The sequence below is a fragment of the Nocardia sp. NPDC101769 genome (genome assembly GCF_044766925.1).
GTDB lineage: Bacteria > Actinomycetota > Actinomycetes > Mycobacteriales > Mycobacteriaceae > Nocardia.
Genome location: NZ_JBIWMX010000029.1, coordinates 900 through 19,541 on the forward strand (window position 1 = coordinate 900; position 18,642 = coordinate 19,541).

Consider the following 18,642-nt stretch of genomic DNA (forward strand, 5'->3'; position numbering starts at 1 on the left):
CGTGGTGACCGTCGTGAAGGCGGATTCAATCGCGACCGTCGTGAGGGTGGCTTCGATCGCGGCGGTGATCGTCGTGAGGGCGGTTTCAACCGTGGCGAGCGCCGCGAGGGCGGTTTCAACCGAGGCGGCGACCGTGCCGGTGGCTTCAATCGCGGTGACCGCCGCGAAGGTGGCTTCAACCGTGGCGATCGTGACGGTGGCTTCAACCGTGGTGACCGTCGTGAAGGCGGATTCAATCGCGACCGTCGTGAGGGTGGCTTCGATCGCGGCGGTGATCGTCGTGAGGGCGGTTTCAACCGTGGTGACCGTCGTGAGGGTGGCTTCGATCGCGGCGGTGATCGTCGTGAGGGCGGTTTCAACCGTGGCGAGCGCCGTGAAGGTGGCTTCAACCGTGGCGATCGTCGTGAGGGTGGCTTCGACCGTGGTGACCGTCGTGAAGGCGGTTTCAACCGTGGCGAACACCGTGGTGGAGGACGGGGATCCGACCGGGACCGTGGGGAGCGGGAGGAGCGGAAGGGCTTCGCGCGCAATGGGTTCGCGGATGAGCGTCCGGAGTACTCGGGCGCGGGGCAGGATGTCGAGCGGGCCGCGAAGGGTGCGGAGAGGTCGTTCGAGGGCGGGGAGCGTCGCCGCGGTGGCGAGGGCGCGCGGGTCAGCGGCGGCCGACCGGGGGAGCGGCGTTCGGGTCGTCCCGATGAGCCGAACCTGCCGGACGACGTGCAGGCCTCCGATCTCGAGCCGGCGGTGCGTCGCGATCTGCTGAGCCTGGACAAGGGCAATGCCGAGTCGGTGGCCCGGCACCTGGTCATGGTGGCGCAGCTGCTGGACGAGGATCCGGAGCTGGCGCTGGAGCACGCGCGCGCCGCCCGGCAGCGGGCCGGCCGCATCGCGGTGGTGCGCGAGACCGCCGGTGTCGCGGCCTATCACGCGGGCGAGTGGGCCGAGGCGCTGTCGGAGCTGCGGACCGCGCGCCGCATGTCCGGTGGCTCGGGTCTGCTGGCCGTCATGGCCGACTGTGAGCGTGGTCTGGGACGTCCCGAGCGCGCCATCGAGCTGGGCCGCAGCGATGAGGCCCGGGCCCTGCAGGGCGACGAGGCCACCGAGCTGCGCATCGTGGTCGCCGGCGCCCGGATTGATCTGGGGCAGTTCGACCAGGCGGTGGTCACCTTGCAGACCGCCGAGCTGGACCCGGTACGCACCGGTTCCGCGGCCGCGCGCCTGTTCTACGCCTATGCCGAGGCCCTGCTGGCCGCCGGTCGCGAAGACGAAGCGCTGACCTGGTTCATGAACGCCGCCTCCGCCGACCTGGACGGCGAGACCGACGCCGAGGACCGCGCCGCCGAACTCTCCGACGATGGTGACGGCGGCGCGGACTGGACCGCGGCGTTCGACGGCGACGAGGACGGCGACGAGGATTCCGCTGCGGCGGAGGAGGATTCCGCCGCCCAGGACACCGCCGCCGAGTCGGAGCCGTCAGAGAAAGCCGCGGATGGTTCCGGTAAGCCCGCAGACGGCTCCGAGAACTGAGGACCGGCAAGTGATTTCGACCGTGCGGCAGCGCAACAGCGCAGCCGCACGGTCGTTTTTGTTTCTGTGAAGAGTGACGAGAGGGACGGCGTAATGCGACTGCGGGATCGGTTCGAGGCATTGCTGTTGGATCTGGACGGAACGCTGTTCCGCGGCCACGAGCCGATTCCGGGTGCGTCGGAAGCACTTTCGGCGGGCGATCCGGGACAGCGCCTGATGTACGTCACCAACAATGCGAGCCGCTCGGCCGACGCGGTGGCCTTCCACCTGCGGGAGCTCGGTTTCGACGCCCACGAGGACGAAGTGGTGACCAGCGCGCAGGCGGCCGCGCGGCTGCTGGCGCTGCGGATCGCGCCGGGGTCGACGGTGCTGGTGGTCGGCACCGATGACCTGATGGCCGAGGTGGAGAATGTCGGCCTGCAGGCGGTCCGCCGATTCGACGGCCTGGCGCCGAGTGCTGTGGTGCAGGGCCATTCGATGCAGACCGCGTGGGCGGACCTGGCCGAGGCCGCCTACGCACTCCGGGCCGGGGCGCTGTGGGTGGCCGCCAATACCGACGCCACGCTCCCCACCGAGCGTGGCCTGGCTCCCGGTAACGGCTCGATGGTCGCGGCGCTCCGGCAGGCGTCGGGCCTGGAGCCGATCGTGGCGGGCAAGCCGTACGCGCCGCTGATGGAGGATGCGCTCAAGCGGGCCGGTACCCGCGACGCCCTGGTGGTCGGCGACCGCCTCGACACCGATATCGACGGCGCGCACGCCACCGGCCTGGAGTCTTTGATGGTGCTCACCGGCGTGAGCACGCTCGAGGATCTGGACACCCAGCCCTCGGATCGCATGCCGACCTACCTCGCCGAATCCCTCGACGCGCTGAATCACCCTGTCGCCGACCTCGATCCGGTCGTGCCGGGCGCCGGAGACATCGCGAAGGAGATCACGGCGCGTCTGGACGCGGCCCCGGGCCGTGCCATCCGGGTCTCCTCGACGCCTCGGGTGTAGTCGAGGACTTGCCGCGGGCCCGGCACAGGTCGCGCCGTCGGAGAAGTTGTCCACGGTGACCTCCGCGGCCGACAGGTCCGCGGTGAACTCGATACGCACGGACTCCTCGAACTTCACGACGGTGTTGTAGCTCTCGGCGCTGCCTTCTTCCAGCGTGCCCTGCAGGGCTGGTAGGCCGGAATCGGACGTCGCCCGGAGGTTCCGTAGCGTGCCCCATCCGGCCACCGTCTTGATCGATTCGGCTGGAACCGGTTCGGCCACATATTTGTAGCCGTTTGGGCGCCTATTGCTGTAGCCCCTGTCGATGGTGATCAGGGTCATCGGGTTCGGCCGCGCATCGACCAGGACGCGGAATGTCCACGGGCACTGCCGGGTTCGAGGGTGACCTCGTGCCCGGCGATCGATGACCTCGACAGCTCGTTATTGTGAAGTCTCGCACCGGTTTTCGCGCCTCGAACGGTCGCGGGATGACGGCCGGTTACCAAGTCGAAGGCAGCGCCGGCGAAGGGGAGTGGCGGTTCGTCCGGGTCGGCGACGACCACCGCGCCGCGCGGGTGCAGCAGCCGGGCCGCCTTCGCCGGATCGGGCGGCGACGACACGGTGGCGACCATGGTCGGCGGGAAGGTCGGGGCCTCGGCTATCAGCTTCTCGAAGTCGCTGTCCATTTGCCTCATGCTGTCGGCCGCCCACGAGCGGTTTTCCGGGACACGCGGGAGAGTGGGGCGGGCAACGCAGCCGGGGCCGGTCGGCGGGTGGATCGGTACGCGGTGGGGTACGTGTGTTCGAATGCGAGTTCGGGTAGCGTTGTCGCCACGATGACTATGCCCACGCCTCGCCCGCAGTTTCCCGCGCCGGGATCCCCTATCGGGACGCCGGGGCCCCGTCCCGGGACGCCGTTGCCCGGGCAGCATCTGCCGGGTGCGAATCAGGAGTTCGCCGACCCGGAGCGGGTCAAGGCGGAGGTCGCCGCGCTGCTGGCCGAATTGTCGGCGGGCGCACCGAATCCGGGCTTCCCGGGCGCGCCTGGTGTGCACTCGGAGGGCACCGATATCGTGCGGCGGGCCAAGATTCTGGAGCAGGCGCACGAGGTGCTGGTTCAGGCCCTGGCCACGGTGGACAAGATCTGAGGTGGCCAGGCGCGCGCGGGTGGACGCGGAACTGGTTCGCCGCGGATTGGCGCGGTCGCGGGAACACGCGGTCGAGCTGATCAACGCGGGCCGCGTCCTGATCAATGGGTCGGTCGCCACCAAGGCGGCGACGGGAGTCGAGGCGGGCACGCCGCTGCTGGTGCGGGAGGAACCCGACGAGGTGCAGTGGGCCTCGCGCGGCGCGCACAAACTGCTGGGCGCGCTCGAGGCGTTCGAGCCGCAGGGCGTTTCGGTCGAGGGCAAGCGGTGCCTGGACGCGGGCGCGTCAACGGGTGGATTCACCGATGTGTTGCTGTCGCGCGGAGCCAAGGAGGTAGTGGCCGCCGATGTCGGATACGGCCAGCTGATCTGGCGACTGCAGAACGATGACCGCGTCCGCGTGCACGATCGCACCAATGTGCGGCAGCTGACGGCCGAACTCATCGGCGGCACCGTCGAATTGGTGGTCGCCGACCTGTCGTTCATCTCCCTCGGCCTGGTGCTTCCCGCACTGGCCGCCTGCTGTGCGCCGGGCGCGGATCTGCTGCCCATGGTGAAGCCGCAGTTCGAGGTGGGTAAGGATCGCGTGGGATCCGGTGGTGTGGTGCGGGATCCGGCCCTGCGCGCCGAGGTGGTGCGCGAAGTCGCCGCCGCGGCAGCGAAACTCGGGCTGCGTACGCGTGGCGTGACGGCCAGTCCGCTACCCGGTCCGTCCGGGAATGTCGAGTATTTCCTCTGGTTGCGCAAGGAGACCGGCGCGCCGGAGCGTCCCGAGACCGAGCCCGGTGCGACCGGTGACGGCGCGGACGTCGGTGGGGGCGCATACGATGCAGACGAGGCGGCGCGTGTGGCGGCGCTGATCGAGCGTGCGGTGCAGGAGGGTCCACAGTGAACGTGGCTAGCCCGGCCAGGGAGGTTCTGCTGGTCGCGCATCCGGGACGGCCGGAGATCACCGATACCGCGCACCGGGTCGCGAAGATCCTGTGCGGGGCCGGGATGGGGCTGCGGGTGCTCGAGGACGAGGCGTACAGCACCCGGTTCGACATCGACGACAACGGTGCGACCGACGGGTACCCGGTGCGGGTGATGGCACACGATCTCGACGCGGCGGTGGGCACCGAGATGGTGCTGGCGCTCGGCGGTGACGGGACGTTCCTGCGGGCGGCCGAACTCGCCCGCAGTGCCTCGGTGCCGGTGCTCGGAATCAATCTGGGGCGCATCGGTTTTCTCACCGAGGCCGAGGCCGAGCACATGGACGAGGCACTGTCCCAGGTGGTGCGGCGCGACTACACCGTCGAGGAGCGGATGACCATCGACGTCACCGTGCGCGTCGACGATGCGGTGGTGGAGCGCGGCTGGGCGTTGAACGAGGCCAGCATCGAGAATGCGGCGCGCATGGGCGTGCTGGAGGTGGTCCTCGAGGTGGACGGCCGGCCGGTGTCGGCCTTCGGCTGCGACGGTGTGCTGATCGCCACGCCGACCGGGTCCACCGCCTACGCCTTCTCCGCGGGCGGGCCGGTGGTGTGGCCGGAACTCGAAGCGCTGCTGGTGATTCCGTCCAATGCGCACGCCCTGTTCGCGCGGCCCCTGGTGACCAGCCCGAATTCGCTGATCGCGGTGGAAACCGTTGCGACGGGCCATGATGCGATCGTTTTCCTCGACGGCCGACGCACTCTCGCACTGCCGCGGGGCGGCCGGGTCGAGACGGTCCGCGGGACCGAACCGGTGCGGTGGGTTCGGCTCGATTCCGCGCCGTTCGCCGATCGGATGGTGCGCAAATTCCAGTTGCCCGTGACAGGCTGGCGTGGCCGCCCGTCTGCGCGGTCAGGCGCGGAGGCGGCGGCGCGCGTAACCACGGAGCGCCCGAGCGCAGGCGAGATCGAAGACCGCCGAACGGAGAGCACGAGTGCTGACAGAGATCAGGATTGACGGGCTGGGCGTAATTTCCACCGCCACCGCACAATTCCACGAGGGTTTGACCGTTCTGACCGGTGAGACCGGTGCGGGCAAGACCATGGTGGTGACGAGCCTGCACTTGCTCAGCGGTGCCCGCGCCGACGCGGGACGGGTGCGCCTCGGGGCGTCGCGGGCCGTGGTGGAGGGTCGGTTCACCGTGGACGAGGTGCACGACGGCGCCCTCGGCGAGGTCGAGGAGGTGCTGGAATCCACCGGCGCCGAACGTGATGACGACGGCAGCATCATCGCCGTCCGCACGGTCGGATCCGATGGCCGCTCCCGCGCTCACCTGGGTGGCCGCAGCGTCCCGGCCGCGGTGCTCGCGGACTTCACCACCCCGCTGCTCACCGTGCACGGGCAGAACGATCAGCTGCGGCTGCAGCGGCCCGACCAGCAGCTGCACGCGCTGGACCAGTTCGCCTCCGACGCGGTGGCGCCGCTGCTGGCCAAGTACCAGAAGGCCCGAAAGGCCTGGCTGGACAAGCGCAATCAGCTGCTCGAACGGACCGCGCGCAGCCGGGAACTGGCCCTGGAAGCCGACCATCTGACGCAGTCGCTGGCCGAGATCGACGCCGTCGCACCGGAACCCGGCGAGGATGACCACCTGGTGGCCGAGGTGCGCCGACTGTCGGATCTGGATTCGCTGCGCGAGGCGGCCTCCACCGCGCACGACGCGCTGGCCGGTCCGGTCGATTCACCGGGTGAGGACGCGGGCGCCCTGGATCTGCTGGGTACCGCGCGCGCCCGCATCGAAGCCTCCGACGATCCGATCCTGACCGCGCTGGCTCCCCGTCTGGGCGAGGCGATTTCGGTGGTGGTGGATCTGACCACCGAGCTCAGCTCCTACCTGTCGGACCTGCCGTCCGATCCGGGCGCGCTGGAGTCCATGCTGACTCGCCAGGCCGAGCTGAAGACGCTGACCCGCAAGTACGCGCCGGATATCGACGGGGTCATCAAGTGGGCCGAGGAGGCGCGTACGCGCCTGGCTTCGCTGGACGTGTCGGAGGAGGCGCTGGCGGCGCTGGCGGCGGATGTCGAGACCGCGGCCGAGAAGGTGCGCGAAACGGCCAAGAAGCTGACCGCGGCCCGTAGCAAGGCCGCGGGGAAGCTGGCGTCGGCCGTGAGCACCGAGCTGGGCGGTCTGGCCATGGGTCGTGCCCGGCTCGAGGTCGGCGTCGGTCCCGTCCTTGCGGGTGTGCAGGATTCGGCCCCGCTGGTCATCGACGGCACGGAACTGCACGCCGGCTCCACCGGTGTGGACGAGGTGGAGTTCCGCCTGGCCGCCCACTCCGGCGCGCATCCGCTGCCGCTGAGCAAGAGTGCCTCCGGCGGTGAGCTCTCCCGCATCATGCTGGCCCTGGAGGTGGTTCTCGCCAGCTCCGAACATGGCACCACCATGGTCTTCGACGAGGTCGATGCCGGTGTCGGCGGCCGCGCCGCCGTCGAAATCGGCCGCCGGCTGGCCCGGCTGGCCCGCACCCACCAGGTCATCGTCGTCACCCACCTGCCGCAGGTGGCCGCCTTCGCCGACACCCACCTGGTGGTCGACAAGCTCGACGACGGCAAGGCCGTCAAATCCGGCGTCAAGGCCCTCACCCAGGATGAACGCGTCATCGAACTCGCCCGCATGCTGGCGGGCATGGGCGACACCGAAACCGGCCGCGCTCACGCCTGGGAACTCCTCACCACCGCCGACGCCGAGAAGGTCGGCGCCGCGGTCTCGGGCGAGTAACCGCGCACAGAGACAGAAAACCGGCCGGGCCCGCGAAGGATCCGGCCGGTTGTTCCGGTACCGCCGCGCCGACTCCGAAGGCGCGGTGGCCGAGCGTTACTTGATCGCCTTGCGCACTCCGCCGATGAGGGCGTTGGTGAGGGCGCGGAGGCCGGGCTCGAGGATCTGGGCGGGGACGGGGAGGCTGGGCTCGGACTCCATGGTGTAGACGACCCGGGTGCCGCCCGGCGCGTCGGAGAAGCTGATGGTGCCGACGTGCCGCTTGACCGGGGCGCCCGCGATGACGCGGTAGACCATGCGCTCATTGGGGACGAGCTCGGTGGTCTCCTCGGTCGGGCCGATGCCGGCCAGGCCCAGGTGGTACTGCGCGCCGACGCCGGACGGGCTCCCGATGCCCGGCTTCTTCAGTGAAATCTGAATGGGCAGAAAGGCATTGAGGCTGTCGCGCTCGGTGAAGAGCTTGTAGACGACCTCACGCGGGGCGGGTAGGACGGTATCAACCGTGGTGCTGGCCATGACGGCATTGTCTCCTCTCGTGCCGATGTCCGGAGCATATCCTTACCGCCCGGTAAGAAGATAGCTGCGAGAGGAACGGCAGGATCCGCTCATTCGGCATCACTGTGACGAATGGTGATCCTGACCGGCGCGCCTCCACCAATGGCTGAGAGTTTGCGGCAATCATCGATCGTTATGAAGATGCTGGCCCTGTTGTCGCGTAACACCGAAACGCTGCCGGGTCTGGCCGGGATGGCCCGGGTGGACCGCAACACCAGGCGTTTGCTCCAGCGCGTGGGGCCTGGCGACGTGGTGGTGCTCGATGAGATGGACCTGGATCGGCTCACTGCCGAACGGCTGGTCGAAGCCCGGGTGGCGGTGGTGGTGAACGCCTCGCCGTCGATCTCCGGGCGATATCCGAACCTCGGTCCGGAAGTGCTGGTGGCCAATGGCATCCAGTTGCTGGACGCGGTCAGCTCGGACGTCTTCAAGAAGATCAAGGACGGCGCCCGGGTTCGCGTCGAGGAAGGTGTCGTCTACGCGGACAAGCCGGCGAAGAAGGAACCCGAGGCGCTCGTCGAGGGCATCGAGCTCACCGAGGCCGCCATCGCCGAGCGCATGATCGAGGCGCGCAACGGGCTGGCAGACCATCTGGAAGCCTTCTCCGGCAACACCATCGAGTTCATCCGCACCGAATCCTCCTTGCTCATCGATGGAATCGGCGTGCCGGATGTCGAAGTCGACATGAAGAAGCGGCATGTCGTGGTGGTGGCCGACGGTCCCGAGCACATCGACGACCTCAAGCGCATCAAGCCGTTCATCAAGGAGTACGCGCCGATCCTGATCGGTGTCGGCCGGGGCGCGGACACCCTGACCCGCCACGGCTACCGGCCCGACCTCATCGTCGGCGACCCGGAGGAGATCACCGCCACCACGCTGAAGTCCGGCGCGGAGGTGATCCTGCCCGCCGACACCGACGGCCACGCCAAGGGTTTGGAGCGCATCCAGGATCTGGGCATCGGCGCGACCACCTTCCCGTCCTCGGGTGCGCCCGCGGATCTGGCGCTGTTGCTGGCGGATCACCACGGCGCGTCGCTGATCGTCACCGTCGGCGCGGCGGTCTCGCTGGACGACTTCTTCGACCGCGGCCGACGCGATTCGAATCCGGCGACCTTCCTGACCCGCCTCAAAATGGGCACCAAGCTCATGGACGCGAAAGCCGTTGCCTCGCTGTACCGCCACCGGGGCTCCGGCTGGGCGGTCGCGCTGGTGGTGCTCGCGGCGCTGGTGGCCCTGATGGTCGCGCTGCTGGCCACCCACATGGGTGTCGAGGCGCTGACCTGGACCGCCGACACCTGGCATCGCGGATCGCACTGGGCACAGGGTCTATTGGACCGACACAGGTAGGGACCGATGATTTCGTTTCGCCACCACGCGATTTCGATCGCCGCGGTATTTCTGGCCCTGGCGGTCGGCGTGGTGCTGGGCACCCGCACGCAAGGCAACGGGTTGTTTCCCGGCTCGGGCGACCGGCAGCAGATCGACGACCTGCGTGCCGAGAACGGGCGTCTGAACGAACAGGTGAAGGCGGCCGACGCCTTCCTGTCGGGTTCGGCGGGCAAGCTGCTGGCGGGCGCGCTGGCCAACCGCGCGGTACTCGTCTTCACCACCCCCGACGCCGACAGCGGCGACGCCGACACCGTCACCGCGGCCCTCACCACCGCGGGCGCCACGGTCACCGGCCGGATCGGCCTGACCGGTGCGTTCACCGACTCCTCCGAGGGCGACCGGCTCCGCACCGCACTGCTGAACGTGGTCCCCGCCGGCGCGCGGCTCGGGGTCGACGCCGTCGATCAGGGCAGCCTCGCGGGCGATCTGCTCGGCCAGGTGCTGCTCGACGATCCGGCCAGCGGGCAGCCGCGCGGCACCCAGCAGGAGCGCGGCCTGGCCCTGGAGACACTGCGTGGCGGGGGCTTCCTGAGCTTCGCCGACGTGCAGCCCGCCCAGCTGGCCGTGGTGGTCACCGGCGACGGGGCGCGGGCCGACGAGAACAATCGCGGCACCATCATCGCCCGGTTCGCCGGGGGTCTGCGGTCCCACAGTGCCGGGGTGGTGCTGGCGGGTCGCTACGGGGCCGCCGAGGGGCCCGGAGCGATCGCGGTGGCACGGTCCGAGGGCGGGCTGTCGACCGTCACGACCGTCGACAATGTCGATCGTGAGATCGGCCGGATCACCACCGTGCTCGGGCTCACCGAGCAGTTGAACGGCGGTACCGGCCGTTACGGCACGGGTTCGAAGGCGACCTCGCTCACAGTCGCGGCCATGCCGCACTGAGCAGAGCGCAGGGCCGTACGGCGGAAAGCCCCGGCCACGTCGATGCCGACATCGGAAAAGTTGACCGCGACACGCAGAATCGAGCCAACCGCGGGCAACCAACATGCGTGGCATGCGATCGGCGTCGCCGATCCGTGTTACCGTGAAGTCCCGTGGGTCAATCACGGATTCCGGCGCGCGCGGCCACGAAACACATCTTCGTCAGCGGTGGCGTCGCCTCTTCACTCGGTAAGGGTCTGACCGCCTCCAGCCTCGGTCAGCTGCTCACTTCACGCGGACTCCGCGTCACGATGCAGAAGCTGGATCCGTACCTGAATGTCGATCCCGGCACCATGAACCCCTTCCAGCACGGTGAGGTGTTCGTGACCGAGGACGGCGCGGAGACGGACCTCGATGTCGGCCACTACGAACGGTTCCTGGATCGCGATCTGTCCGGGGACGCCAATGTCACCACCGGCCAGGTGTACTCGAAGGTGATCGCCAAGGAGCGCCGGGGCGAGTACCTCGGTGACACCGTGCAGGTGATCCCGCACATCACCGATGAGATCAAGAGTCGCATTCTCGCCATGACGGGACCGGACCTGCACGGGCAGACGCCGGATGTGGTGATCACCGAAATCGGTGGCACCGTGGGCGATATCGAGTCGCAGCCGTTTCTCGAGGCGGCGCGGCAGATTCGCCACGAGGTGGGTCGCGACAACTGCTTCTTCCTGCACGTCACGCTGGTGCCCTATCTGGGTCCTTCGGGCGAGCTGAAGACCAAGCCGACCCAGCACTCGGTGGCGGCGCTGCGCAATATCGGTATCCAGCCCGACGCGCTCATCCTGCGCTGCGACCGCGAGGTGCCGCAGCCGCTGAAGAACAAGATCGCGCTGATGTGCGACGTGGATGTGGACGCCTGCATCTCCACGCCGGACGCGCCGTCGATCTACGACATTCCGAAGGTGCTGCACCGGGAAGGCTTGGACGCCTACGTCGTTCGCAAGCTGGGGCTGCCCTTCCGCGACGTGGACTGGACGGTCTGGGGCGATCTGCTGGACCGCGTGCACAACCCGCGTGAAGAGGTCGCCGTCGCGCTGGTCGGCAAGTACGTGGACCTGCCCGACGCCTACCTGTCGGTCACCGAGGCGCTGCGCGCGGGCGGTTTCGCCTCGCGGGCCAAGGTGAACATCCGCTGGGTGCAGTCCGACGAGTGTGAGACCGAGGCGGGTGCGCGGTCGCACCTGGCCGACGTGGACGCCATCCTGATCCCCGGCGGCTTCGGCATTCGCGGCATCGAGGGCAAGGTGGGCGCCATCCGCTTCGCCCGCGAACACAAGATTCCGTTGCTGGGCCTGTGCCTGGGTCTGCAGTGCGTGGTCATCGAGGCGGCGCGCTCGGTGGGCATGAAGGACGCCAACTCGGCGGAATTCGAGCCCGACACCAAGTACCCGGTCATCTCGACCATGGCCGACCAGGAGCAGATCGTGGCCGGCGAGGCCGATCTGGGCGGCACCATGCGGCTGGGCGCGTACCCGGCTGTGCTGCAGCAGGATTCGCTGGTCGCGCGGGCATACGGCGAGACCGAGGTCTCCGAGCGGCACCGGCACCGGTACGAGGTCAACAACACCTACCGCGACAAGATCGCCAAGAGCGGCCTGAAGTTCAGCGGTACCTCCCCGAACGGCCACCTGGTCGAGTTCGTGGAGTACCCGCAGGACAAGCACCCATTCCTGGTCGCCACCCAGGCGCACCCGGAACTCAAGTCCCGTCCGACGCGCCCGCACCCGCTGTTCGCGGCGCTGATCTCGGCGGCGCTGGAATACAAGGCCGCCGAACGGCTTCCGGTGGAGATTCCCGACGGGGTGCCCGCCGCGGAGGCCGAGAAGGTCTCCAAGTGATCCCCGCCTGATCGGGATTCCACGGCCCGCCCGAGCATTCGACGAGTGCTCGGGCGGTTTCGTTTCTGCCCGGGTATCCGCGCTACGGTTCTGGAATGACCTCCTCGGAACCGGTTCCCGGCACACACGATTTCGATGTCCTGTCCAGTCGCACGGTGTACTCGGGCGCGATCCTGGCGCTGCGGTTGGACCAGGTCGTCATGCCCGGCGGCAAGGTCGCCGAGCGGGAGGTGATCGAGCACCACGCGGCGGTCGCGGTGGCGGCGCTGGACGACGACGACAATCTGGTGCTGGTCAACCAGTACCGGCATCCGATCGGTCGGCGGCTGCTCGAGCTGCCGGCCGGACTGCTGGACAAGGCGGGCGAGGATCCGCTCGAGGCGGCCCGGCGGGAGCTGGCCGAGGAGACCGGGCTGGCCGCGCGAGAGTGGTCGGTGCTGGTCGACGTGGCGCTCTCGCCCGGGTTCACCGATGAGGCGCTGCGGGTGTATCTGGCGACCGGGCTCTACGAAATCGACCGGCCGGACCCGGAAATGGAGGAGGCCGACCTCCAGATCCTGCGGATGCCGTTGACGGAGGCCGTGCAGGCCGCCCTGGCGGGTGACATCACCAATGCCACCGCGGTGGCCGGGGTGACCGCGCTGATGACGGCCCGGTCCAGCGGGGCTCGGCTGCGGCCCGCCGATGCGCCCTGGCCGGGGATGCCCACCGCCTTCCTGGATCGCAAGGCCCGGGAGGCATCGCAGTAGATCCCGATCGGGAAGGGCAGTAGATCCCGATTGGGAAACTTGTTCGCTTCGCCGGGTTCGGGTCGGGGAGTTCGTCGGTGGCGGCTGCAATGATGTGAGCCGTGCTGAAGCGGCAGATCGACGCGTACCTCGACCATTTGGCGGTCGAGCGCGGTGCCGCGCGCAATACGCTCAGCGCCTATCGGCGGGATCTGGGTCGCTACCAGTACTTTTTGACCGAGCGCGGAGTGGAAACGCTTGCCCGCGTGGCCGAATCGGACATTGCCGACTATATGGTGTCGCTGCGGTCGGGGGACGCCGAGCATCCCGCACTGGCGGCCTCGTCGGCGTCGCGGGCCCTGGTCGCCGTCCGCGGGCTGCACCGGTTCGCGACGGCGGAAGGCATCACCGACGCGGATGTGGCGCATCCGGTGAAACCGCCGACACCCGCCCGGAGACTGCCGAAAGCCCTCCCGTACGACCAGGTTTCCCGCCTGCTCGACGCCGCCGGAGGAGACATCGCGGACGGCCCGCGCGGGCTGCGCGACCGGGCGCTCCTGGAGTTGTTGTACTCCACGGGCGCTCGCATCTCCGAGATGGTCGGGCTCGATGTGGACGACATCGACACCGCCGAGCGTGCGGTGGTCCTGCGCGGCAAGGGCGGCAAACAGCGCATGGTCCCGATCGGCCGGCCCGCCCTGGCCGCCCTCGACAACTACCTGGTCCGCGGCCGCCCCGCCCTCGCCACCCGCGGCAAGGGCAACAGCGCCCTGTTCCTCAACCACCGCGGCGGCCGCCTCTCTCGCCAAACCGCCTGGCAGGTCCTGCAATCCGCGGCGGAGCGGGCCGGTATCGCCGCCCAGGTGTCGCCGCACACCCTCCGCCACTCCTTCGCTACGCATCTCCTCGACGGCGGCGCCGACGTCCGAGTCGTCCAGGAACTCCTGGGACACGCCTCGGTCACAACAACCCAGATCTACACCCTGGTCACCGTCGGCACCCTCCACGAGGTCTGGGCCACCGCACATCCGCGCGCCCGCTGAACGAGAACGCCCGGGGGACGGTTGGATCCGTCGCCCGGACGTTGGGTTTCGTTCGGCGCGTGGGCCTTACTTCTTGCGGTCGCGCTTTTCGCGGACGCGGACGTTCACGCGGACCGGGGAGCCGTCGAAGTTGAACTCTTCGCGGAGCTTGCGTTCGATGAAGCGGCGGTAGCCGGCCTCGAGGAAGCCCGTGGTGAAGAGGACGAACGTCGGGGGCCGGGTGGAGGCCTGGGTGGCGAACAGGACTCGGGGGAGGCGGCCACCGCGCATCGGGGGCGGGGTGGCGGCGATGACCTCCTTGAGCCAGTTGTTCAAGCGGCCGGTGGAGATGCGCTTGTCCCAGGAATCCAGGGCGGTTTCCATGGCGGGGACGAGCTTCTGGACGGCGCGACCCGTCTGGGCGGAGATATTGACGCGCTGGGCCCAGCGGACCTGGACCATTTCGCGGTCGATCTCGCGCTCGAGCATCTCGCGGCGGTCCTCGTCGACCAGATCCCACTTGTTGTAGGCGATCACCAGGGCACGGCCGGCGTCGGCCACCATGGAGATGACGCGCAGATCCTGCTCGGTGATCGGCTCCGAGGCGTCGATCAGCATGACCGCCACCTCGGCGGCCTCGATGGCCGACTTGGTGCGCAGCGACGCGTAGAACTCGTGGCCGCTGGCATTGCTGACCTTGCGGCGCAGGCCGGCGGTATCCACGAAACGCCAGGGCTTGCCGCCCAATTCGACGAGCGAGTCGACCGGGTCGACAGTGGTGCCCGCGACATTGTGGACGACCGAGCGCTCCTCGCCCGCCAGCCGGTTCAAGAGCGAGGACTTGCCCACATTCGGCTTGCCGACCAGCGCCACACGGCGCGGGCCGCCGGTGAGACCGGTACCCTCGCGCGGGGTTTCGGGCATCACCTCCAGAATGCGGTCCAGCAGATCACCGGTGCCGCGACCGTGCGCGGCCGAGATCAGCTGCGGCTCACCGAGGCCCATCGACCACAGCTCGGCCGCATCGGCCTCCAGCTTCTGGTTGTCGACCTTGTTGGCCACCAGGATGACCGGGGTCTTGCTGCGGCGCAGCGTCCTCGCCACCGCCTCGTCGGCGGAGGTCGCGCCCACGGTGACATCCACCACCACGACGATCGCGTCGGCGGTCTGCATGGCGACCTCGGCCTGCCGGGCCACCGACTGCTGCAGGCCCTTGGCGTCGGGCTCCCAGCCGCCGGTGTCCTGCACCAGGAAACGGCGTCCGGTCCAGGTGGCCTCGTAGGAGATCCGGTCCCGGGTCACGCCCGGAATGTCCTCCACGACGGCCTCGCGGCGACCCAGAATGCGGTTCACCAGGGTCGATTTGCCGACGTTCGGGCGGCCGACGATGGCCACCGTCGGCAGCGGGATGTGCTCGGCGTCCTGCTCGCCCTCGAATTCGGCGATGTCCCAGTCGGATTCGTCCGACCAGATGCCATCACCGGCGAAGGTGTCCTGCGTCACTGCCCGCCTCCCGCCGAAATCCGTTCGGCCACGACGCGATACAACTCGTCGATGACCTCGTTCTTGTTCAGATCGCTGGTGTCGACCAGCACCGCGTCCTCGGCGGGACGCAGCGGTGACACCTTGCGCGTCGAATCCAGGGTGTCGCGGCGCTGCACATCGGCCAGCACACCCGCGAAATCGTCACCCCGGCCCTCGGCGATGTTCTGCGCGTTTCGCCGCGTGGCGCGGGCCTCGGCCGAGGCGGTCAGGTAGATCTTCACATCGGCCTCGGGCAGCACGACGGTGCCGATATCGCGGCCCTCGACCACGATTCGCCCCGCCGCCGCGGTGAGGTCCCGCTGCAAGGCCACCAGCTGCTCGCGCACCTCGGGCACGGCGGACACCGCCGACACCGCCTTGGTCACTGCATTTCCGCGGATCTCGTCCGACACATCCTCGTCGTCGAGCAGGATGACCTCCCGGCTCGGATCGGTGCCGATGATCAGCGGCAGGTCCTTGACCGCGATCGCGACGGCCGCGGCGTCGTCCAGGTCCACGCCGGTGCGCAGCACGCGCAGTGTCGCCACCCGGTACATGGCACCGGTGTCGAGGTAGCTGGCCTCGAGCCGGGTCGCCAGCAAGCGCGACACGCTCGACTTGCCGGTGCCCGACGGGCCGTCCATGGCGACGACCAACCGCGCCCACCCGGTCAGCGCGCCGGTCGCGTCGATCAGACTTCCCACACCGTTCACAACGACACCGCCTCGTAGAGCTTCCCGATTTCGTCCCGGCCCAGCACACGCAGCGTGCCCGGCCGCTGATCGCCCAGTGCGACCGGTCCAATGTGGGTGCGCACCAGCGCGGTCACCGGGTGGCCGACCTCGGCCAGCAGGCGGCGCACGATGTGCTTGCGGCCCTCGTGCAGCACCACCTTCACCAGCGACTTGCCCTGGCCGACCTCGAGCACCTGGAACCGGTCCACCTTGGCGGGACCGTCCTCCAGCTCGACGCCGTCCTTGAGCAGCTTGCCGACCTCGCGGTTCTTGACCTCGCCGTTGACCGTGGCCAGGTAGGTCTTGGACACCTCGAAGGACGGGTGCATGAGCCGGTGCGCGAGATCGCCGTCATTGGTGAGCAGCAGCAGGCCCTCGGTGTCGGCATCCAGGCGGCCGACGTGGAACAACCGCTGCCCGGCCGCGATCCGCTCGGCGACGATGTCGCCCACGCACGGGCGACCCATCTCGTCGGACATGGTCGACTGCCAGCCCTTGGGCTTGTTCAGAGCCAGGTACACCTGCTCGTCGCGGATCACCACGCGCACGCCGTCCACCCGGACCACCGCGGTCTGCGGATCGATGCGCAGGCCCTGCTCGCGCACGATCTTGCCGTCCACCTCGATGCGGCCGGCCTCGATCATCTCCTCGGCCGCGCGACGCGAGGCCACCCCGGCCTTCGCGAGGACCTTCTGCAGGCGCTCGCCCTCGCCCCAGGGCAGCTTCTTCGGGCCCTGCACGTCGGCGTCCACATGCTGGCGCCGCGCCGGCTTGGCATTGCTGATCAGGACCGGAGCCACGACCTGCTTGACCGGCTTGGCCTTCTTCTTGGCGGGGGTGTTCGGCGAGGTGTGCGGGGCCAGCGGGCTGCCACCGCCGATCCGGCCGCGGGACGCATTGCGATCCTGGCCGAAACCGGCACGGTCAGAGCCGAATCCGGTGCGCGACTGGCCGCCACGGCTGTCGCCGCCACGCCCGGCGCCACGCGAATCGGAACCCCAGTCGCTGCGAGACTGGTTGCCGCGCGCGGAGTTTCCGAACGAGGAACCGCCACGGGAGGACGCGCCACCGCGCGAACCGCCTCCGCCCCACTGGCTTTCGCCACGCGAGCCGTAACCCTCACCACGCGAGCCGTAACCCTCACCACGCGAGCCGTAACCCTCGCCGCGCGAGCTGTAGCCTTCGCCGCGTGAGCCGGAAGCACCGCGCGAGCCGTACGAGCCGCCGCGGGATCCGCCGGAGCGCGAGTCATAGGACCCGCTGCCGCCGCGTCCGCCGCCGTACGAGCCGCTGCCACCGCGCGAGTCGCCTCGGGAATTGCCGCCCCACGAGGGCGAGTCACCGCGCGATCCGCCGCGATTCGCGGAGCCGCCACGGGTGTTCGCGGCGCCGCCGCGTGAGTTCGCGGGGCCGTCGTAGCCTCCGCCGTACGAGCTGCCGCCGCGCGCGGACCGGTCGTCTCCGGTCCGGCCGCGGGCGGCCCGGGAACCGCCGCGGGGCGGTTCACTGCCACGTTTCCTACGATCCGGTGTGCCATCTCGGCGAGCGGGTGTATTCACGTTGTCCTGTTTCAGTCATCGGTGCCGAGGTCGATATCGGCCTCGGCGGGTTTCCTCAGCCTGGTGTACCGGGGGTCGGTGTCCAGGCTCTCGTTGATCTCGTCGATCAGATCGACGCCCGGGAGCAGTGGGGCCAGCGGCGGCAGATCCGCCAGTGACGCAAGTCCGATCCGTTCCAGGAACAGCTCGGTGGTGATGTACAGAGTGCCGTTGGTCTCCGGGTCCGATCCGGCCTCCGCGATCAGGCCCCGCGCCAGCAGGGTCCGGATCACGCCATCCACGTTCACACCGCGCACCGCACTCACGCGTGCTCGGGTAACCGGTTGACGGTACGCGATCACCGCCAGAGTTTCCAAAGCGGCGCGTGTGAGCTTCGACCGTGCGCCGTCCAACAGCATACGTTCCACATAGGGGGCGAATTCCGTCCGCGTGTAGTAACGCCACCCGTCGCCCACGTACCTGAGATCCATGCCACTGCGCCGCGCGGTCAACTCCGCCGACATCTCCCGGAGCGCGGTCTCCACCCGGATCGGATGATCCCGCAGCGCCGAGGCCAGCAGTTCCACCGGCGCGGGTGCGTCGACCACGAGCAGCATCGCCTCGAGTGCCGACCGGAACTCGTCCTCGCTCAGCGCCTCTTCGTCCTCGAACTCCTCCGGATCGACAGCCGGCCCGTCCGGCGCCACGACCTCCGCCCCAGGTTGAGTGACTTCAGCCACAGGCTCGCCAGCGCCGGTGCGGGACCGGGAGGTATCAGCCACGGACGCCGGGCCGTCGTTCACGGACTCGGGCGCGTCAGCCGCGGGCTCCGTGGCGGCGGACTCGAGCATGGTCGCTTCGTCGGTGAGCACCGTGACCTCCGCCGGGGCCTCGACGACCTCGGCCGGTGTTTCGACGCTTCCACCGCTGGGCTCGGCGACCTCGGCCTCGGACTCGGCGGCATCCGCCCCGGCCGCGCGGGCCTTCGCCGCCGCGGCCGCTTCGGCCACGATCCGCTCGGCCAGGGTCGGTTGGGGCGCAGCCTGGTT

The 18,642-nt window shown here is 69.4% G+C and carries 16 protein-coding genes and 2 pseudogenes; 11 read left to right on the forward strand and 7 right to left on the reverse strand.

The annotated features are described in order from the left end of the window. Positions 1-462, reverse strand: a 462-nt coding sequence (locus tag ACIRRA_RS34075; protein ID WP_402776996.1) for a hypothetical protein, incomplete at its 3' end; no start/stop codon positions are given. Here ACIRRA_RS34075 and ACIRRA_RS34080 point away from each other — a divergent pair. Both ACIRRA_RS34080 and ACIRRA_RS34085 read left to right on the forward strand, forming a co-directional pair. Beyond that, positions 373-1,356 (forward strand): annotated as a pseudogene (locus tag ACIRRA_RS34080) (hypothetical protein); the annotation flags it as partial. The gene ACIRRA_RS34075 and the pseudogene ACIRRA_RS34080 overlap by 90 nt on opposite strands. A 264-nt stretch (positions 1,357-1,620) precedes the next feature. Continuing rightward, the gene (locus ACIRRA_RS34085; protein WP_402776789.1) at positions 1,621-2,523 is read left to right on the forward strand and encodes an HAD-IIA family hydrolase; all 903 of its coding nucleotides are present in this window, start codon (positions 1,621-1,623) and stop codon (positions 2,521-2,523) included. 455 nt (positions 2,524-2,978) lie between these two features. Here the strand turns inward: ACIRRA_RS34085 and ACIRRA_RS34090 are convergent. After that, a pseudogene (locus ACIRRA_RS34090) lies at positions 2,979-3,155 on the reverse strand (SAM-dependent methyltransferase); the annotation flags it as partial. A 183-nt stretch (positions 3,156-3,338) separates the two neighbouring features. On the opposite strand from ACIRRA_RS34090, the gene ACIRRA_RS34095 reads away from it, so the two are divergent. From ACIRRA_RS34095 to recN, 4 genes are read left to right on the forward strand one after another with little or no spacing between them, the layout of a single operon-like run. After that, a complete protein-coding gene (locus ACIRRA_RS34095) occupies positions 3,339-3,650 on the forward strand; it encodes a hypothetical protein (RefSeq protein ID WP_402776791.1) in 312 nt (103 codons plus the stop codon). 1 nt (position 3,651) lies between these two features. Beyond that, a complete protein-coding gene (locus ACIRRA_RS34100; protein ID WP_402776793.1) occupies positions 3,652-4,542 on the forward strand; it encodes a TlyA family RNA methyltransferase in 891 nt (296 codons plus the stop codon). Then, positions 4,539-5,579, forward strand: coding sequence for an NAD kinase (locus ACIRRA_RS34105; RefSeq protein ID WP_402776795.1), 1,041 nt, complete (start codon positions 4,539-4,541; stop codon positions 5,577-5,579). The genes ACIRRA_RS34100 and ACIRRA_RS34105 overlap by 4 nt, the downstream gene beginning before the upstream one ends. Then, positions 5,557-7,338: a DNA repair protein RecN gene (gene recN / locus ACIRRA_RS34110; RefSeq protein ID WP_402776797.1), complete on the forward strand. Its 1,782-nt coding sequence runs from the start codon at positions 5,557-5,559 to the stop codon at positions 7,336-7,338. Before ACIRRA_RS34105 ends, recN begins: the two co-directional genes overlap by 23 nt. Positions 7,339-7,434: 96 nt before the next feature. Here the strand turns inward: recN and ACIRRA_RS34115 are convergent, their stop codons facing one another. Continuing rightward, positions 7,435-7,854, reverse strand: a complete 420-nt coding sequence (locus ACIRRA_RS34115; RefSeq protein ID WP_354844850.1) for an SRPBCC family protein — start codon at positions 7,852-7,854, stop codon at positions 7,435-7,437. A gap of 174 nt (positions 7,855-8,028) precedes the next feature. Here ACIRRA_RS34115 and steA point away from each other — a divergent pair, with 174 nt between their 5' ends. The 5 genes from steA to xerD all read left to right on the forward strand — a co-directional run bounded on the left by steA (position 8,029) and on the right by xerD (position 13,818). Beyond that, on the forward strand, positions 8,029-9,240 hold the full coding sequence (gene steA / locus ACIRRA_RS34120; RefSeq protein ID WP_402776799.1) for a putative cytokinetic ring protein SteA: 1,212 nt from the start codon (positions 8,029-8,031) through the stop codon (positions 9,238-9,240). 6 nt (positions 9,241-9,246) lie between these two features. Then, positions 9,247-10,167, forward strand: coding sequence for a copper transporter (locus ACIRRA_RS34125; protein ID WP_402776800.1), 921 nt, complete (start codon positions 9,247-9,249; stop codon positions 10,165-10,167). A 152-nt stretch (positions 10,168-10,319) separates the two neighbouring features. Beyond that, positions 10,320-12,047, forward strand: coding sequence for a CTP synthase (locus ACIRRA_RS34130; protein WP_402776801.1), 1,728 nt, complete (start codon positions 10,320-10,322; stop codon positions 12,045-12,047). A gap of 95 nt (positions 12,048-12,142) precedes the next feature. Next, positions 12,143-12,796: an NUDIX domain-containing protein gene (locus ACIRRA_RS34135; protein ID WP_402776802.1), complete on the forward strand. Its 654-nt coding sequence runs from the start codon at positions 12,143-12,145 to the stop codon at positions 12,794-12,796. Positions 12,797-12,897: 101 nt separating this feature from the next. Then, positions 12,898-13,818, forward strand: coding sequence for a site-specific tyrosine recombinase XerD (gene xerD / locus ACIRRA_RS34140; protein WP_402776804.1), 921 nt, complete (start codon positions 12,898-12,900; stop codon positions 13,816-13,818). 66 nt (positions 13,819-13,884) lie between these two features. Here the strand turns inward: xerD and der are convergent, their stop codons facing one another. The 4 genes from der to scpB all read right to left on the reverse strand — a co-directional run bounded on the left by der (position 13,885) and on the right by scpB (position 18,396). Next, positions 13,885-15,300: a ribosome biogenesis GTPase Der gene (der, locus tag ACIRRA_RS34145; protein ID WP_402776806.1), complete on the reverse strand. Its 1,416-nt coding sequence runs from the start codon at positions 15,298-15,300 to the stop codon at positions 13,885-13,887. After that, on the reverse strand, positions 15,297-15,965 hold the full coding sequence (gene cmk / locus ACIRRA_RS34150; RefSeq protein WP_402776984.1) for a (d)CMP kinase: 669 nt from the start codon (positions 15,963-15,965) through the stop codon (positions 15,297-15,299). The genes der and cmk overlap by 4 nt, the downstream gene beginning before the upstream one ends. Positions 15,966-16,030: 65 nt before the next feature. Next, the gene (locus ACIRRA_RS34155) at positions 16,031-17,614 is read right to left on the reverse strand and encodes a pseudouridine synthase (protein WP_402776807.1); all 1,584 of its coding nucleotides are present in this window, start codon (positions 17,612-17,614) and stop codon (positions 16,031-16,033) included. A gap of 11 nt (positions 17,615-17,625) precedes the next feature. After that, complete coding sequence (gene scpB / locus ACIRRA_RS34160; RefSeq protein ID WP_402776986.1) at positions 17,626-18,396, reverse strand: SMC-Scp complex subunit ScpB; 771 nt, start codon at positions 18,394-18,396, stop codon at positions 17,626-17,628. Positions 18,397-18,642 lie beyond the last annotated feature (246 nt).

Excerpts from the sequence above, each read along its gene's own strand:
- ACIRRA_RS34085 (WP_402776789.1), top strand. The coding sequence starts at position 1,621 with ATGCGACTGCGGGATCGGTTCGAGGCATTGCTGTTGGATCTGGACGGA.
- ACIRRA_RS34095 (WP_402776791.1), top strand. The coding sequence starts at position 3,339 with ATGACTATGCCCACGCCTCGCCCGCAGTTTCCCGCGCCGGGATCCCCT.
- ACIRRA_RS34115 (WP_354844850.1), bottom strand. The coding sequence starts at position 7,854 with ATGGCCAGCACCACGGTTGATACCGTCCTACCCGCCCCGCGTGAGGTC.
- steA (WP_402776799.1), top strand. The coding sequence starts at position 8,029 with ATGAAGATGCTGGCCCTGTTGTCGCGTAACACCGAAACGCTGCCGGGT.
- ACIRRA_RS34125 (WP_402776800.1), top strand. The coding sequence starts at position 9,247 with ATGATTTCGTTTCGCCACCACGCGATTTCGATCGCCGCGGTATTTCTG.
- ACIRRA_RS34135 (WP_402776802.1), top strand. The coding sequence starts at position 12,143 with ATGACCTCCTCGGAACCGGTTCCCGGCACACACGATTTCGATGTCCTG.
- cmk (WP_402776984.1), bottom strand. The coding sequence starts at position 15,965 with ATGGACGGCCCGTCGGGCACCGGCAAGTCGAGCGTGTCGCGCTTGCTG.